Origin of the sequence: Thioalkalivibrio sp. ALE19 (assembly GCF_000428605.1) — a bacterium.
Taxonomy (GTDB): Bacteria; Pseudomonadota; Gammaproteobacteria; order Ectothiorhodospirales; family Ectothiorhodospiraceae; genus Thioalkalivibrio.
Genome location: NZ_AUAG01000001.1, coordinates 219182 through 235783 on the forward strand (window position 1 = coordinate 219182; position 16602 = coordinate 235783).

General features: G+C 65.9%; 13 protein-coding genes and 1 pseudogene. 5 read left to right on the forward strand and 9 right to left on the reverse strand.

All coding sequences use genetic code 11. The features are described from left to right. Positions 1 to 2: 2 nt before the first annotated feature. The 4 genes and pseudogenes from F787_RS0101090 to F787_RS0101105 all read right to left on the reverse strand — a co-directional run. Positions 3 to 1994 (reverse strand): annotated as a pseudogene (locus tag F787_RS0101090) (methyl-accepting chemotaxis protein); the annotation flags it as partial. A gap of 36 nt (positions 1995 to 2030) precedes the next feature. After that, on the reverse strand, positions 2031 to 2609 hold the full coding sequence (locus F787_RS0101095) for a chemotaxis protein CheW (RefSeq protein ID WP_028491055.1): 579 nt from the start codon (positions 2607 to 2609) through the stop codon (positions 2031 to 2033). After that, the gene (locus F787_RS0101100) at positions 2606 to 2971 is read right to left on the reverse strand and encodes a PleD family two-component system response regulator (protein ID WP_028491056.1); all 366 of its coding nucleotides are present in this window, start codon (positions 2969 to 2971) and stop codon (positions 2606 to 2608) included. Before F787_RS0101100 ends, F787_RS0101095 begins: the two co-directional genes overlap by 4 nt. 48 nt (positions 2972 to 3019) lie before the next feature. Then, positions 3020 to 3442: a PleD family two-component system response regulator gene (locus F787_RS0101105; protein ID WP_042805529.1), complete on the reverse strand. Its 423-nt coding sequence runs from the start codon at positions 3440 to 3442 to the stop codon at positions 3020 to 3022. A gap of 129 nt (positions 3443 to 3571) precedes the next feature. Here F787_RS0101105 and gshB point away from each other — a divergent pair, with 129 nt between their 5' ends. Genes gshB through F787_RS0101130 form a run of 5 tightly spaced genes read left to right on the forward strand, consistent with a single transcriptional unit; the run spans position 3572 to position 7433 of the window. Further along, positions 3572 to 4519, forward strand: coding sequence for a glutathione synthase (gshB, locus tag F787_RS0101110; protein WP_028491058.1), 948 nt, complete (start codon positions 3572 to 3574; stop codon positions 4517 to 4519). After that, complete coding sequence (locus F787_RS0101115) at positions 4516 to 5577, forward strand: FAD:protein FMN transferase (protein WP_028491059.1); 1062 nt, start codon at positions 4516 to 4518, stop codon at positions 5575 to 5577. Before gshB ends, F787_RS0101115 begins: the two co-directional genes overlap by 4 nt. After that, the gene (locus tag F787_RS0101120) at positions 5574 to 5954 is read left to right on the forward strand and encodes a NusG domain II-containing protein (RefSeq protein WP_019590955.1); all 381 of its coding nucleotides are present in this window, start codon (positions 5574 to 5576) and stop codon (positions 5952 to 5954) included. The genes F787_RS0101115 and F787_RS0101120 overlap by 4 nt, the downstream gene beginning before the upstream one ends. A 2-nt stretch (positions 5955 to 5956) precedes the next feature. After that, complete coding sequence (locus F787_RS0101125) at positions 5957 to 6505, forward strand: Gx transporter family protein (RefSeq protein WP_028491060.1); 549 nt, start codon at positions 5957 to 5959, stop codon at positions 6503 to 6505. Continuing rightward, positions 6480 to 7433 (forward strand): energy transducer TonB, encoded by a 954-nt coding sequence (locus F787_RS0101130; RefSeq protein WP_028491061.1) that lies wholly within the window; start codon positions 6480 to 6482, stop codon positions 7431 to 7433. Before F787_RS0101125 ends, F787_RS0101130 begins: the two co-directional genes overlap by 26 nt. A 12-nt stretch (positions 7434 to 7445) precedes the next feature. On the opposite strand, the gene F787_RS0101135 is transcribed toward F787_RS0101130, so the two are convergent. From F787_RS0101135 to F787_RS16990, 5 genes are all read right to left on the reverse strand, one after another. After that, positions 7446 to 8870: an HlyD family type I secretion periplasmic adaptor subunit gene (locus tag F787_RS0101135; protein ID WP_028491062.1), complete on the reverse strand. Its 1425-nt coding sequence runs from the start codon at positions 8868 to 8870 to the stop codon at positions 7446 to 7448. An 11-nt stretch (positions 8871 to 8881) separates the two neighbouring features. Then, positions 8882 to 11035: a type I secretion system permease/ATPase gene (locus F787_RS0101140; protein WP_028491063.1), complete on the reverse strand. Its 2154-nt coding sequence runs from the start codon at positions 11033 to 11035 to the stop codon at positions 8882 to 8884. A 90-nt stretch (positions 11036 to 11125) separates the two neighbouring features. Next, positions 11126 to 14947, reverse strand: a complete 3822-nt coding sequence (locus F787_RS0101145) for a calcium-binding protein (protein ID WP_042805541.1) — start codon at positions 14945 to 14947, stop codon at positions 11126 to 11128. Between the two features lie 836 nt (positions 14948 to 15783). Then, on the reverse strand, positions 15784 to 16377 hold the full coding sequence (locus F787_RS0101155) for a hypothetical protein (RefSeq protein WP_196801909.1): 594 nt from the start codon (positions 16375 to 16377) through the stop codon (positions 15784 to 15786). Continuing rightward, positions 16323 to 16602 (reverse strand): hypothetical protein (locus F787_RS16990; RefSeq protein ID WP_028491066.1); only part of this gene is annotated, 280 nt, incomplete at its 5' end. The genes F787_RS16990 and F787_RS0101155, both read right to left, overlap by 55 nt.

Genomic DNA, 16602 nt, shown 5'->3' on the forward strand with positions numbered 1-16602 from the left:
GCCGGCAGTTTGAAGTCCGCAACCGAGGACTGCAGTTGCTGCGACAGCTGGGCCAGGTCGTCGATGGAGGCCGCCGTTGTGTGCGTGCTTTCGGTGGTTTCAGTGGTGATCTCACGGATCTGCGCCATGATGGACGTGACGTTCTTCGCCATTTCCGCCTGCTGATGGGCCGAGGAGGAAATGCCGTCGATCAGGCCGGCGAGATCGTTGGAAACCTGCTCGATCTCGGACAGGGCCTCACCCGCCGCCTGGGCCATCTCGGCCCCGGACACCACGTTGGCCGTACTCTGTTCCATCGAGCTGACGGCCTCGCTGGTATCGGCCTGGATCGCCTTGACCAGCCCTTCGATCTGGCGCGTCGCACTACTGGAACGTTCTGCCAGACGCTGGACCTCATCCGCCACCACGGCAAATCCGCGTCCGGCCTCGCCGGCCGCAGAGGCCTGGATCGCTGCGTTCAGGGCCAGCACGTTGGTCTGTTCGGCGATATCGTTGATCAGGCCGATGATGTCGCCGATTTCCTGCGAGGATTCGCCGAGGCGCTTGATCCGTTTCGCCGTCTCCTGGATCTGTTCGCGGATCGAATCCATGCCCTCGATGGAACGGCGCACGGTGGCCGCCCCGCGCGAGGCAATATCCACGGAATTTCGTGCCACCCCCGCGGACTGCCCCGCGTCCGAGGCCACCTTGTCGACCGACTGCGCCATCTCGTCGATCGCGTCGTTCGCCTGCTGGATCTCCTGGGTCTGCTGCTCGGCCTTTTCGGCCAGCCCCAGAACCTGAGAGCGGCTGTTTGCTGCCGAGTCGTTGATGTCATCGGCCACGGAGTTGATGGTGGCGACCAGGGTACGCAGGTTCTCGATCGCGAAGTTCATCGAGTCGGCGATGGCGCCGGTGAAGTCTTCCGTCACCGTTGCGTTGACCGTGAGGTCCCCGTCGGCAAGGTTCATCATCTCGTCCAGAAGGCGCAGGATCGCCTGCTGATTGCGTTCATTCTGGGCTTCGGTCTCGGCCAGCTCCCGGCGTGTATCGCGGTACAGGAACAGGCCCATGCTCGCCAGCAGAATCAGCGCCAGCAGACCGAAGGCGGATCCCACCCAGGCCAGGACCCCGACCTGCGCGGCACGGTCGGTCAGCGCAGCCTCAAGGTCGCCGGACACCTGCAGCATGTCGCCGGAGCCGGCTTCCACATCTGCAGCGGCGGCGTTCACCTCGAACACGCGGGAAGACGTATCCAGCACACCCTCCACCGCTTCGCTGAAGGCAATAAACAAGGTACCGATCTCGTCGAGCATCGCCTGGGTTTCGGCATCATCCACGGCCTCGATGCCCAGCGGCGCGAAGCCTTCGATCAGCCCGTCCAGCACCCGCCCGAACAGGGTGGCGTCCCGCTCAAAACGCTCGATCGCGGTCGCGGCGCGGGCACCGCCCTGCAGCACCTCGTTCAGACTGTTGCCGATCCGCTGGATCAGCATGGTCTGGCGTGCCGCCACATAGATTTGATCGGGGTCCTCGCCGATCTCCGACATGCGCCGCACCACGCTGTCGGACAGCCGGGCCAGCTCGGGGGAGAACTCGTTCACGGCTTCGGAGAATTCAGTGACCTCCTCGATGGCATCACGCCCATGGAGGATCGTATTCACGTTGCCGCGATAACCGCTCCACTCGCCCTCAACCTGTTCCAGGTCGGCTTGCAGGTCGTCCGGCAGAGGCCCAAGGCCCTCGCGACCGCCGCGGAGTACATCGACATTGTGGTCGAAGGCATCGCGCAGTTCCGCGAGGTCGCCAAAGGCCTGTTCGGAACCCGCCGCAGCTTCCAGCGAAGCGGTGGCCAGCCGCTGGGACAGAAGACGCATGTCGTTCGCCAGCGCGATCCGGTCTCGATACTGGCTCTGCTGGTATTCGTGCGAGACGACGGCGCCACCCGTGGCCAGCAGGGCCAGAACCACCAGCCCTCCCAGCAGGAGGTTACGCGTACGACGACTTGGTCCCATAAGACGTTAACTCCCTTAACAGTAATGCCGCCCCCGTCAGGAGACGGCCGCCTGCTGTTGGTCTTCGGCGGGTTCCGCGATGTCCAGACCGGAAAACCGCCCGGTATCATTCAGTAGCCGATTGAGGTCCACCACGGGGTGAAGCCGGTGCCCCAGATCGAACCCCCCCGTAACAAACGGACGCGCCGCCTCGGGCACATCCACTTCCAGTCGCCTCTGATGCGGTGCGCAACTGCGCATGCCCTCCACCCGACTCACCAGCAGTCCGGCCATGCCCTGCCCCTGCGGGGCCACGACAATGCGCTGGCGCGAGCTGTCCCCGCTGATGGGCTCCCCCAGCAGCAGTCGCCCCAGATCGAACACCGGCAGCACCAGACCGCGCAGGTTCCCCACGCCCAGCACCATGGGATCGGCCAGAGGGACGTGGGTCAGGGACAGGGGATCGGTCACCTCCGAGATCGCTTCCATGTCCGCGAGAAAACGGAACTCGCCCACGGCCAGAAGCACGCCGCGCCAGCCGGATGAAGAATCGCGCTGATACTCCCGGTTCACCCGCCGGCTCTCGCGATCCAGGCTCGCGAGCAGCACAAACGGAGTGGAAGTATCGACCTTCATGCCGAGAGGTATTTCTCGATCGTCTGCAGCAGGATGTCCTCGGTGACCGGCTTGGTGATGTAGTCCCGCGCCCCCTGGCGCATGGCCCAGACGCGGTCGGTCGCCTGATCCTTGGTACTGACCACCACCACGGGAACATTGGCGGTCTCTTCCTGCCTGGAGAGCTCTCGCGTGGCCTGAAAGCCGTTCAGACCGGGCATCACGACGTCCATCAGGACCAGGTCGGGCACCTGGGCCCGCGCGGTCTCGACACCTTCCTCCCCGCTGGCCGCCGTGGATACCGAATACCCGTTCTTCTCGAGCATCGTGCGCAGGACATGGATCTCGGTCGGAGAGTCGTCAATGATGAGGATACGGGCCATGGCGTTTTTCTTTCCTGGGTTGGTACACGCGAGTCAATCGCGATGGGTTCATTCCGGGGCTCGCTGGTGCGCGTACTTGCGCATGGCATCCAGGAGGTCATCCCGGGTGAAGGGCTTGGTGAGATAGTCCTCCGATCCCACGACACGCCCCTTGGCCTTGTCGAACACGCTGTCCTTGCTCGACAGCATGATCACGGGGGTATCCCTGAACTGTTTGTTGTTCTTGATCAGGGCGCAGGTCTGGTACCCGTCGAGACGGGGCATCATGACGTCGATGAAGATGATGTCGGGGCGGGAATCGGCCACCCTCGAGAGGGCCTCGAAGCCGTCCACCGCGGTTTCCACCGCGGCACCGTGCTTCTGCAGCAAGGATTCGGCGGTGCGCCGGATCGTCTTGCTGTCGTCGATCACCATGACCTTCACTCCCTGAAACTCGGTGGCCGAGTCGGCTTCCGCTGGCGCGTCAGACACCTTACCCCCCCTAAGGCTATATGCAGGCTCGAATCTAACGAAGTCCCGCGGGATACACAAACATCGAGCGGTAATATTGCTCCGCGTGGCATACTCGACTGACACGGATCACGAAAAAGGCCCGTTATCGTGCCCCACAACATCGCCATCATCATGGACCCCGTCACGGGGATCAAGCCGGCCAAGGACACGACCTTCGCCATGATGCTCGCCGCCCGGGCCCGGGATCACGCCGTGCACTATCTCGAAATGAACGATCTGTGGGTGGAAGACGGCCGCGCCATGGGACGCAGCCGTCCGATCGAGGTTCGGGACCGGGCCGAAGCGTTCCACGAACTGGGGACGGAAACCACCGCCCCGCTGGATCGCTTCGATGTCATCCTGATGCGCAAGGATCCACCGGCGGATGCCGAATACCTGTACGCCACCTACACGCTCGAGCTGGCGGAACATGCGGGAGTATGTGTATCGAACCGACCACAGGGGCTGCGCGACATCAATGAGAAGGCGTTCACGGCGCTGTTTCCGGACTGCACCCCGCCGACGCTGATCACCCGTGACCGCGCCCGCATCCGCGCATTCCTCGAGCAGCACGGCGATATCGTGGTCAAGCCGATGGACGGCATGGGCGGGAGTTCGATCTTTCGCATCCGCGAGGGCGACCCGAACACCTCGGTGATCCTCGAGACCATGACCCGGTTCGATCGGCGCACGGTCATCGCGCAGCGCTTTCTGCCGGAGTTCACGGCCGGCGACAAGCGCATCATCATGATCCACGGCGAACCCTTCGAGCATGCCCTGGCACGGATTCCGGCACCCGGTGAATCGCGCGCCAACCTGGCGGCCGGGGGACGGGGAGAAGCCGTGCCACTGACCGCGCGCGACCGCGAGATCTGCGAACGCGTCGGGCCGGAGCTGCGACGGCGCGGCATCCACTTCGCCGGACTGGACGTCATCGGGGAATCCCTGACCGAAATCAACGTCACCTCCCCGACCGGCGTCCGCGAGCTGGATGCAGCCTGCGACGCAGACCTCGCCGGCCGCTACATCGATTTCGTGACGGGGGAAACCGCATGAATCCGCGCCGCACCTTGCTTCTCCCTGTCCTCGCAGCACTGACCGCGATGCTGCTGGTGGCCTGCGAACGCACGCCGGAAACCGAGCAACTGCAGTTCCGGGCCTTCGGCACCCTGGTCGAGGTCGCGGTCGCCCCGGCCGGGGAATATGACCTCGCCGAGATCGAACGCGAGCTGCAGGCGGAGCTCGACATCCTGCATGCCTCCTGGCACGCCTGGGAAGAAGGTTCGCTCGGGCGCACCAACCAGCTGCTGCCGCTGCAACGCGAATTCAGCGCCCCGCCGTCGGTGCTGCCGCTGATCGAGCAGGGCCAGGCGGTGGAGGAGGCCACCGACGGACTGTTCAATCCCGCCATGGGACAACTGATCGCCGCCTGGGGCTTTCACCGGGACGAGCCCGCCGGCCCGCCCCCGGATGCCGACACGCTGGCCGAGCTGCTGGAGGACCCGCCGTCGATGGGAGACATCGAACGCAACGGGGTCCGCCTGACCGGACACCACCCGGACCTGCAGCTGGACTTCGGCGGACTGGCCAAGGGCGCCGCCGTGGAGCGCGCGCGTGACCTGCTGGCCGATCTGGGCGTGGAGGCGGCCATCGTCAACGCCGGCGGCGACCTGATGACGCTGGGCCGGCCCGCCGGCCGCGACTGGCGCATCGGTATCCGCCACCCGGACGGGGGCACCCTCGGCGGCATCGAACTGGGCGGAGGCGAGGGCCTGTTCACCTCCGGGGACTATGAGCGCGGTTACGAACACGATGGCGAACGCATCCACCACGTGATCGACCCGCGCACCGGCCGCCCGACCGAGGGCGTGCGCTCCGCGACCGTGCTGCATGGTGACGGCGGCCTGGCCGATGCGGCCGCCACCACCCTCATGATCGCCGGTCCCGAACACTGGCCGGAATACGCCGCCCGGCTCGGGATTGACCACGCCCTGGTGGTGCTCGCGGACGGTCGCATCGAGGCCACACCGGCGATGGCCGCGCGCGTCGAGATCGGGGAGACTCACCCCGAGCCGGAGGTCCGCGAACAGCCGGAGGCCGGCTCCACACCGTGAGGATTCCGGACCTGCGCTGGGGGGACGCGGTCATCGCCGCAACCGGGGCCGGACTGGTCGTGACCGCCTTCATCCTCGCCTGGAACCCCGACGCGGGGACCGAGGCCCGGAGCCTGGTCATCACCCAGGCCGGCGAGCCCGCGCGCCGGGAGCCCCTGGAAGGCCCGCGCGAACTGCGCCTGCAAGGCCCCGCCGGGACCACCCGGGTGGAGATCGAGACCGGGCGCGCGCGCTGTGCGGAATCCCCCGGCACGCAGAACATCTGCGAGGGGGCCGGCTGGCTCTCCACCCGCGGCGACATGGCCATCAGCCTGCCCAACCGCCTGACCCTCCGGGTAGAGGGCGCCGAACCCGCCTGGGACAGCATCCACTACTGACCGTGAACGCCGACCGCCCCGCCTCCCGCCGCGATCGCCAGATCGCTGCCCTCGCCGCCATCGCGATCGGCATTCAGATCCTCGAGGCCGCGATTCCCGGCCCCGTCCCGGGCATCAAGCCGGGCCTGGCCAATATCGTGACCCTCGTCACACTGCTCACCCTCGGCTGGCGCGCCGCGGTCGCCGTCACCCTGCTGCGGGTGGTCGGCAGCAGCCTGCTGCTGGGCACCCTTCTGAGCCCCGCCTTCTGGCTCTCATTGACCGGCGCCCTGGCCGCTCTCGCCGCGCTGGCCCTGCTGGCGCCGTTCGCCCCGCGACATGTCGGCGCCACGGGGCTGGCCATCGCAGCCGCCATGGCGCATGTCACGGGGCAGTTCCTGCTCGCATGGCTGGTGATCATCCCGCACCCCGGCCTGCCGCTGCTGCTGCCCCCGCTATGGCTGGCCGCGCTGATCGCCGGCGCCGCCACCGGTATACTGACCGCCCACGTACTTTCCGATCCCCGGATCCAGCGCCATATCCGCCATGCCCGCCCCCCAGGACCAGCCTGAGCGCCCGGTGCCGACGCCCCCGTCGGAACACGCCGCCGCACGTCCGAACCATCTCGCCACGATGGTCTTCCTGGCGGTGCTGGCCCACGGGCTCGTGATCCTGGGCATCGGCTTCACCGTGGAGCTGCCCGACCCCAGCCCGCGCGAGCCGCTGGACATTACCCGGGTTGCGGATCCCGAGGCCGCCGCGCCGCCCCCCGAGGAAGTCGAGCGCATCGCCGAAATCGACCAGGAGGCGAGCGCCGAAGACCCCGAAGACCAGGAAGCCACCGCCCCCGAGGCCGCAGACGAAGGCACCGGCGAACCCGGCCCCGAAGGCGTGGAGGCCCCGCTGCCGGAACCCGGTCCGCTGGTGGCGCAACCGTCGCCCCCCGAACCCGAACCGCAGCCGGAGAGGCCCGAAGCCGAGGAATCGCCGGAACCGGCCCCGCCCGAGGTCGCCGAACCGGAACCGATCGAGACCCCCGAGGCCGAGCCGCGCCCGGATGCCGCCACCCTGATGAACCGCGGACTGGAGAGCGCCCGCGCGGCCCCGGCGGAGGAACGCCAGAGCTTCGCCGCACGCGGCCAGCGCACCCGCTATCTCGACAGCCTGTCGGCGCGCAGCGCACCGGAGGCGGCCTATCTCCAGGCCTGGATCGACAAGGTCGAACGCGTCGGCAACCTCAACTACCCGGACGAGGCCCGGCGTCAGGGGCTTTCCGGCAGCCTGGTCCTGTCCGTGCGCCTGAACCCCGAAGGTGAACTGATCGATATCCAGGTCGCGCGCAGTTCCGGCGAACCCGTGCTCGACGAAGCCGCCATCCGCATCGTGGAACTGGGCGCCCCCTACGCCCCGTTCACCGAGGCCATGCGCGAGGAATATAACGAACTGGTCATCACCCGTACCTGGGCCTTCCGCCGCGACGAAGTCCGGCAGGTGCGCTGATCACCGGCCACCTCAGCGCTCCTTGAGACTTTCGCGCGCGGCGCGCAGCAAGGGCGTGAGGAAATATTCGATGATCCGCCGCTTGCCGATTTTCACCTCCACGGTCGCCATCATGCCGGGGGCAATACGCACGGAGTCGCCCTGCACGTTGACGGTGTCGCGATCCAGGCGCACGCGCACGACGAAGACCAGCCCCTGCTGCTCGTCCTGAACCGCATCCTGCGAGACATCGAGCACCTCGCCCTCGACCGTGCCGTAACGGGTGTAAGGAAAGGTCTGCAGCTTCACCTCGGCCGTCTGGCCCGGCCGCACGAAGCCGATGTCCTTGTTGGGGAGGGTCGCCTCCACCATCACCTCGGCATCCTCCGGCACCACGGTCATCAACGGCCCGGCCGGTTCCACCACCCCGCCCACCGTGTGGACCGCGAGCTGTTCCACCGTCCCGGTCACCGGCGCACGCAGGCGCATCAGTTCGTCACGCCGCCGCGCCTTGATCAGCTCCTGCTCCAGGGACTCCGCCTCGGAACGCGCCTGGTGGAGGATGTCCAGGGCTTCTCGCCGGCTTTCCGAACGCAGGGTTCGGCGCTGCTCGCGCGCCTCGTGCAGCGCAGCCTCCGCCTCCGAGCGCCGTGCCCGCTCCGCGTCCAGGGCGTTCGCGGCCTCGATGCTCTGCTGTTCCAGTTCCAGCTGCTCGTGGCGGGCCGCCATGCCATCGTCCGATAGCTGCAACAGATCATCGCTGCGCCCGCGAATGATCGGCAGGGTCTGTTCCAGCCCGGCCACCATCGCCCCCGCCGCAGCGATCTCCTCCTGCCTGCGCGCGATCTCCGCATCCAGCTGCTGCATGCGGGCACGGTAGTGATGCACATGGCCGCGCAACACCCGCTGTTCCACCAGCAGAACATCCTCCGGCGCGGGGAAATCCGGCTGCAGCACCGGCCGCTCGGTATCGCCGTCCAGGGCCTCCAGGAACGCCTCCGAACGCGCGGCGGCCAGGCGGGCGGACAGCAGTTCCCGGCTCAGGCGCGTCACATCCGCGGTCGAAAGGGTCGAGTCGAGCTCGATCAGGACATCGCCGGCCTCTACCCGCTGACCATCCCGCACCCGGATGGCCCTGACGCTGGCCGTCTCCGTGGCCTGTACCGTCTGGGTACGCCCGTCCGGCACGACCTTGCCTTCGGCCACCGCAACGATGTCCATGCGCCCCAGGGTGGCCCACACCACGGCCAGCACCGCCAGCAGCAGGATGAGACCGATGATGACGCGCGGCAGCGGGTGCACCGGCGTCTCCTGTAGCGAAAGGGCCGCCGGGAGGAACTCCTGCTCGTGCGGTACCCGTCGCGGCGGGTCCATCTCCCGCCGGCGCCCCCAGGCGATGGCGAAGGCCCGCCGATAGCGCCCCTTGAGGTCCTGCCATGCGCTGCGCCGCATCCCCATGGCACCCTCCCTCAGGTCTGCTGCAGGCGCAACAGGCCCGCATAAATGCCGTCGTCACGCTCGGCCAGGCTGTCGTGGGTCCCGGATTCGACGATCTGGCCGTGGTCCATGACGATGATGCGGTCGGCCCGGCGTACGGCGCTGAGCCGATGGGCAATGATGATGACCGTACGACCACGGGCGATCTGCGCCATGTTCTGCTGGATGACGCGCTCCGACTCGTAGTCGAGGGCGCTGGTCGCCTCGTCGAAGATCAGGATGCGCGGGTCGTTCATCAGGGCGCGGGCAATGGCGATGCGCTGGCGCTGACCGCCGGAAAGCGTGCCACCGTGCTCACCAACGACGGTGTCGTAGCCCTCGGGGGTTTCCAGGATGAAGTCGTGGGCCCCGGCCTGGCGCGCGGCGGCCATCACCCGTTCCAGCGGTGCCCCCGGGCTGGCCAGGGCGATGTTCTCGCGGATACTGCGGTTGAAGAGCATGTTCTCCTGCTGCACCACGCCGATCTGGCGGCGCAGGGAGCTGATCTCGGCCACCGCCAGGTCGGTGCCATCCACCAGCACCCGCCCGCGCTCGGGCACATACATCCGGCCGATCAGCTTCGCCAGGGTGCTCTTGCCCGACCCGGAGCGGCCGACCACGCCCAGCACCTGACCGGGGGGGATCTCCAGGCTGACCCCGCGCAGCACCTCGGGACCGTCGGGCCGGTAACGGAAATGCACCTGGTCGAACTCGATTCGCCCGTCCAGACGGGGTAGGCTGCTGCGGTTGGCGAACGAGGATTCCGTGGGTGCATTGAGGATGTCGCCAAGCCGCTGCATGGAGATCCCGACCTGCTGGAAGTCGGTCCACATGTTGGCCAGACGCATGATCGGCTGGGCGACACGCGCGGCCAGCATGTTGAAGGCAATCAGCTGGCCGACGGTCAGGTCGCCCTCGATCACCAGCCGTGCCCCCAGCCACAGCGTGCCCACCGTCACCAGCTTTCCCACAAGCGAAATCAGCTCGCGGGCGACGGTCGACAGCTGGGTGGTCCGCAGACCGGCGGAGACATAGCCGGCCAGCTGCTCGTCCCACTTCTTCGTGGTCTGCGGCTCCACCGCCATCGCCTTGAGCGTGTCGATACCGTTGATGCTCTCAACCAGAAAGGCCTGGTTCTCGGCCCCTCGGTTGAACTTCTCGTGCAGGCGCGCACGCAGCGGCGGTGTGATGAACAGCGAGATCATCACGTACAGGGGCAGCGATGCGATGACGATCAGCGTCAGCCAGCCGCTGTAGAAGAACATCACCGCGATGAACACCACCGAGAAGAACAGATCGAGCACCAGGGTCAGGGCATTGCCGGTCAGGAACTCGCGGATGTTTTCCAGTTCGCGAACCCGCGCCACCGAATCGCCCACCCGCCGGGACTGGAAATAGCCCATGGGCAAATTGATGAGGTGGCGGAACAGGCTCGCACCCAGTTCGACGTCGATCCGGCTGGCCGTATGTGCCAGCACATAGCTGCGCAGCCCGGACAACACCACCTCGAAGACCATCACCGCGAGCAGGCCGATGGCCAGCACGTCCAGGGTCGTCAGACTGCGATGCACCAGGACCTTGTCCATCACCACCTGGAAAAACAGTGGCGTGACCAGGGCGAAGATCTGCAGGAAAAACGACGCCAGCAGCACCTCGCCCAGCAGGCGCCGGTGCTTGACAAGCGCGGGCACGAACCAGGTGAAGTCGAACTTCCCCAGTTCCGCGGTGAGCGAGGCGCGGGACGTGAACAGGATCAGCTTTCCGGACCACAGCTCCGCCAGGTCTTCCCGCGAGATTCGCTGGGCCGGTCCCTGGCCGGGGTGCTGGATGAGCGCACCCAGGTCACTGACGCGGGCCAGCACGAAGAAGCGGCCGTCCTTCGCCAGGGCCACCGCCGGAAGCGGTGTCTGCTCCAGACGGGAAGGTTTCGTGCGGACGCGCTTCGCCTTGAGCCCCAGCCGCCGCGCCCCGAGCAGGATGCGGTCGGCGTCGAAAGGCTCGCCATCGGCGGCGAATTCGTGCCGCAGCTGTTCCGGATTGGCCGGCACCCCGTGGTACTGGGCCAGCATGACCAGGGCCAGAAGCCCCGTATCGACAGGCCCATTCTCCCCCGTGGAGCCCGTCGCCTCCCTGCCTTGTGAATCCATGACTATCCGTGCGACTCATCACCGGAATCCCGTCCGGCGATCTGCAATACAGGGGCCGCCCGGGCAGGCCCGGACGGCCGTGCGAGCGGCTTACTGCCAGGCGGCGGCCACCACCGGATCGAGCTGGTCCCGATAGTCCTTCGGAAGGCTGGTCTCGTCCGCCCCGGGCGGATCGAACGCCGCCATCGCCTGCACCAGGTTGTTGACCTCGGCAGCGGTCAGCACCTCGCCGGACGACAGCTCCACCCGATCCAGGGTCTCGCCGTGGCGGCCGAACCAGTCATCCACGGTGATGCGGTCATCGGTGCCGATCACCTCGATCGACAGGTCACGGCGATCCTGGCTGAACCAGAGCTGGTCCGCCGCGATCTCCTCGCCCAGCAGCAGGACGTCCTCGCCCGGGTCGCGGGCGTTCTCCACGATGCGGTCGTGGCCGTCGCCGCGCTCGAAGTAATAGGTGTCGCTGCCCTCGCCCCCGTACAGAACATTGCTGCCGCGACCGCCGTGGATGAAGTTATCGCCGCCTTCGCCGCGCAGGGTATTGTCGCCGTCGTTCCCGATCAGGGTATTGTCGAGCTCGTTGCCCCGGCCCCAGTAGTCGCCGTCTCCGGTCAGCGTGAGATTCTCGACGTGGTCGGGCAGGCGGAAGTGGGTCTCCGCCTTCACCGTATCCGTGCCGCCATTCTCCTGAGCGATGACCTTGGTGCCCGGATTGCTGACCACATAGGTGTTGTCCCCGTCACCGCCATACAGGAAGTTGGCGGAGCGCCCGCCCCCGATCAGCACGTTGTCCCCGCTCACGCCATACAGGTGACTGGGGCGCTCGGTGCCGATGATGATGTTGTCCTCGTCGTTGCCGCGCCCCACCCGGGCGTCGCCGACCAGCGTCAGGTTCTCCACGTTGTCCGGCAGGGTGTAGTCGAACGGGCTGATCACCGTGTCGGTGCCCTGGTTCGGCTTCTCGATCACCACGTCCTCCTTGCTGTTGAGGATGTAGGTGTTGTCACCGCGCCCGCCGGCCATCACGTTCGCGCCGGCCACGCCATTGAGCACGTTGTCGCCGTTATTGCCCTCGATGTAGTTGTCCAGCTCGTTGCCGGTGCCGTCGATGTCGGCCGAGCCGGTGAGGATCAGGTCCTCGACGTTGTCGGGCAGGGTGTAGGTGACCGAGGAGCGGATGGTGTCGTGGCCCTCGCCGGGCTGCTCGATCACCACGTCGTCCTCGCTGTTGACCACGTAGATGTCGTCGCCCGCGCCGCCGATCATGATGTTGGCACCGGCGCGGCCATCGATGTAGTTGTCGCCCTCCACGCCATTCAGCACGTTGTCGCCGGTGTTGCCGATGATCTCGTTGTCCAGCTCGTTACCCGTGCCATCGAGATCCTCGCTGCCCTGCAGGTGCAGGTTCTCCACGTTCTCCGGCAGGGTGTAGTCGATGTAGGACTTCACGGTGTCGTTGCCCTCACCCGGCTTTTCGATCACCACGTCCTCGTCGCTGCGTACCACGTAGGTGTCGTCGCCCGCGCCACCGGTCATGATGTTGGCGCCGCCACGGCCGTCGATGTAGTTGTTGCCCTCGACCCCGTTCAGGACGTTGTCGCCGGTGTTGCCGATGAGCTCGTTGTCCAGCTCGTTACCCGTGCCATCGAGATCCTCGCTGCCCTGCAGGTGCAGGTTCTCAACGTTATCCGGCAGGACGTAATCGATGTGGGACTCGACCGTGTCATTGCCTTCGCCGGGCTTCTCGATCACCACGTCATCGGCGCTGTGCACCACGTAGGTGTTGTTGCCGCGGCCGCCGATCATGGTGTTGGCACCCGCCACCCCGTCGAGCCGGTTGTTGCCGGAGTTCCCGATCAGGACATTGTCCAGCTCGTTGCCGGTGGCACTGATCCCGCTGCGGCCCAGCAGCGTCAGGTTGTGCAGGTTGTCGGACAGGGTGAACGACGCATGCGACTGCACCGTGTTGGTGCCATCCCCCGATTCCGCGATCACCTGATCATCCCGGTGTTGCACCACGAACAGGTTGTCGCCTTCGCCGCCCACCAGCACGTCGGCATCCCGGCCGCCATGCAGCCAGTTGTCGCCGGCGCCGCCGGTCAGGGTGTTCTCGCCCTCGTTGCCCACCAGGATGGCGTTCTCCTCCCCGCCGGTCAGCTCGTCACCCTCAGTCGAGCCGAGCTGTAACAGGGACAGGTCGAAGCTATGCCCGTCCGCGAAGCGCAGGGTATTGATACGGTGGCGTTCGGCATCGGCACTGCCGAACCAGTTCTCGATGGTGATGCTGTCACGACCGTTGCTGTGCGCCAGCACCAGCGAACTGCCCTCGGCGCGGATATCCAGATCGCCGGCACGGATCTCCGGGCCGAACTCCAGCACGCTGTGCCCCTCGTCGCCATGCATCTCGATGATGGTGTTGTGGCCCTGGCCCACATCGAAGCGGTAGGTGTTGTCGCCACCACCGCCGTACAGGATGTCGTTGCCCGAACCGGCCTGCAGCACGTCATCGCCATCACCACCCAGCAGCCAGTCGCCGCCAGAACCGGCGGTGAGCTCCGCCCCGTCGTTGTCGCCGAACACGATCTCGGAGGCCGCCGTACCTTCGCCGTCGGCGCGCACCCCATCCCAGCCGAAGTCGGCCAGGGCATCCTGCACCGCCGGATCATCACCGGCCTGCGCGAGCCAGTCGCGCAGCAGGCCATGGCTGTCGAAGCCCATGGGCGAGAGCTGTTCGCCGGCGGCGCGCTGAAGTTCCAGAAGATCCGCCACGCCACGGGCCGGGTCGGCATCGAACTGCTGGTTCAGGGCCTCCGTGGTGCCCGCAAAGTCGATGCGGATGCCCTCTTCATCGAAGACCAGGTCCATCCCTTCGAGATAGGGCGCCAGGTGGGTCTGGCGCATCATCTGCCCGTACATGGTCGTCTGCAGGATATCGAAGCCCGCGCGCAGCTCGCCGGAGGCCATGATCCTCGGGTCGGGGCTGCCGTGCTGGCGAAACTCCCGCCCAAGGAACGCCTCCAGCGTCGCGACCTTGCGCCCGTCGATATGACGGCCCCGGCTCTCCGGGTCCACGTCACTGACGCCCGCCCACTCGTACAGCAGGTTCTCCATGCGGGATTCCCGGGCCTGCACGTCCGTCTCGGCCATGAAGGCCTCGACCTGCTCGCGCAGCTGCCCGCTGTCGTCCCGCACCAGTGCCTGGTGCAGGTCATGCACCTCGCCGTAGCCCTTCAGGTCGGGCAGGGTGGCGATGTCTTCCGGTACGTCCAGGCGCTCGCGTGCCTCGGTGTGGGCGGTGTCCTGGATGAACCAGACGTCCGTGGCCTCGCCTTCGCGGCCGTCGGCCCACTCGAACCGCCCGATCTGGCGATGCTCGTTGCCGTGCTCGTCGACGTAGCTGGAGTCCGAGTAGCCCAGATCAATGGAGCCGATGCCGACTTCATCGAGGGTCAGCAGTTCGCCGTCGTCGACCTCGCCGTTGCCGTTGGCGTCCTGCCACAGGCGCAGGTCGTCCCAGGCCTCGTCGCCCGGGTCGATGCGGCCGTTGCCGTTGGTGTCGTGAATGGCCAGCGCCTCGAAGCCGTTCATGGCCGTCACGCCATCCTCGATCTCGCTGGCGTTGCCAAACAGCTCGCCGCCGGTCTCGATCTCCTCGTTCCCGGTCAGATCCATCGCCAGCAGCGCATCCTCCGGCCCCACCCAGCCGCTGGCCTGCGCAAACCCGTCACCGTTGTGGTCGAACTGCACGCCGGCCTCCAGGCCCAGCGTGGAGATGCCGTTGCCGTCCAGGTCCAGAATGATGGGGGAGGCGTGGGACTCGCCGCGGTTGAAGAAGTCGCGCACGTCGTCGATGAAGTTACCACCGGTCCAGTAATCCCAGGCTGACTCCACTACCCCCGCCGGGCCTCCCATTGCTTCGAAGAAGTCCGTGAGATCTTCCGTGGCACCGGTACCGAGCCGATCTGCCCATTCGAATATGTCGGCCGCTTGGTCCAGCGCCTCGCCGCGAAACCCAACAAACCATTCACGAGCTTGCTCCTGATGTTGGTTCGCCCATTCCAGCCCATCCGTTGCCAGGGCAACCACCTCATCTGGGGATTTCGACAACCAATCCGCAGCCGACGTGCCAAAATCATTCAGCCATTCGAACCCATCGGTCGCCAATTCGACGACCCCTTGGTAGCCTTCACCATACCAGTCCACAACCTCTCCGGCCTGCTCCTTCAGGTAAAGGCCAAGCGGTGTTCCCAGGGCAATACTCAGGCCCGCAGAGACCCGCTCATAGTGATCATGGGCCCAAAACCCGGCTGTCTGCGTGATCGGATTCCACGCCACAGAGTCCAGGAAAAAAGGATTCAAAGGTGGTGTCCCACTCGGGGTAAGAATGGAGGGAACCGCGTCTACCTCGGCAAGACGATCCACCGCCCACATACTACACTGCTCCCCGGCCCCATAACTGACCAAGGAATATTCGGGCGGATCATCCTTCTGAGCATGGATATTGTCCATCAGATCTACATACTGATCCTCAGTGAGAGCGATCGCCCCACTACTACGAGTATAATCCTTGTCGAAAACTTCCTCCTTGATAACCCCCGGACCGGATAACACATTGGAAATGTCCGAACCGTCCTCCGGGTGCAATCCCCATGCCTCCTCGGTTCCGTCCGCATGCCTGATCTGCAACCAGGTATGAAGATTGTTGTCATCAGTCAATACACCTGTTCGAATCTCGGCTTCGTACCTACTCATTGCTCACCTCCGATGTGAAAATCGAGCATTGGCTTAAATCTGGAGGGAAAAATACCCAGGAATCTTGAGTTCCTCCATTCCAGGTGATTCTCCTTGCGGACTACGACCCGGCACCCGTCTACGGCCTCTCGCTCTGCGCGAAACTCAAGACACATCGCAATCAAATCAAGAAACGCTTGATCGGGGATTTCCCGGCCGTTATACATCCGCAGCGAAAAAGAGTTGTCGGTAAATGATGTAAAAAGATAGGCATCCTCCTCTGCAGGTACCCCCCGCGCTTTCAAGCCACCATCCTCGTCGATGAACGATTCCGCCACGTCCAGCCCATGCGACCGGAGGATTGCCCTCGACTCAATGGACACATCCGCCCCGAATTCGGCCGGAAGGCGACCGGTACCCGCGGATACACTCTCCACCGTCCACAGGAACACAAAGAGCAGGGAGATGATCTTCAAGATACCGGAGGCAGCCGTACAGCCTGCGGACTTCAGCGGTAACGGGCTGAATGTCCGGACTTCGTCGACCGCAGGCCCGCTCATGATTTGCGACCGGAGTCCGGCATCAGGAAGAAAACGATCAGAACCACCCATGGCGACAGGTACCATGCGAGCATCACCGGCCCCTGCGCCATCAACGCACCTTCGGGCCGCCCCTGAAAGATCAGGGCCGCGAGGAAGATGCCGACGTTGGGCACCAGAACAATCGGAAGCAGCGCAAGAACGATCCATTTGAACTTTCTCCATCTTCGAACCTGGCGGGAAAACGCAATGATCACGGCCGGCGCGAGAAGGATGACGGCCATAACGCCAATAAGG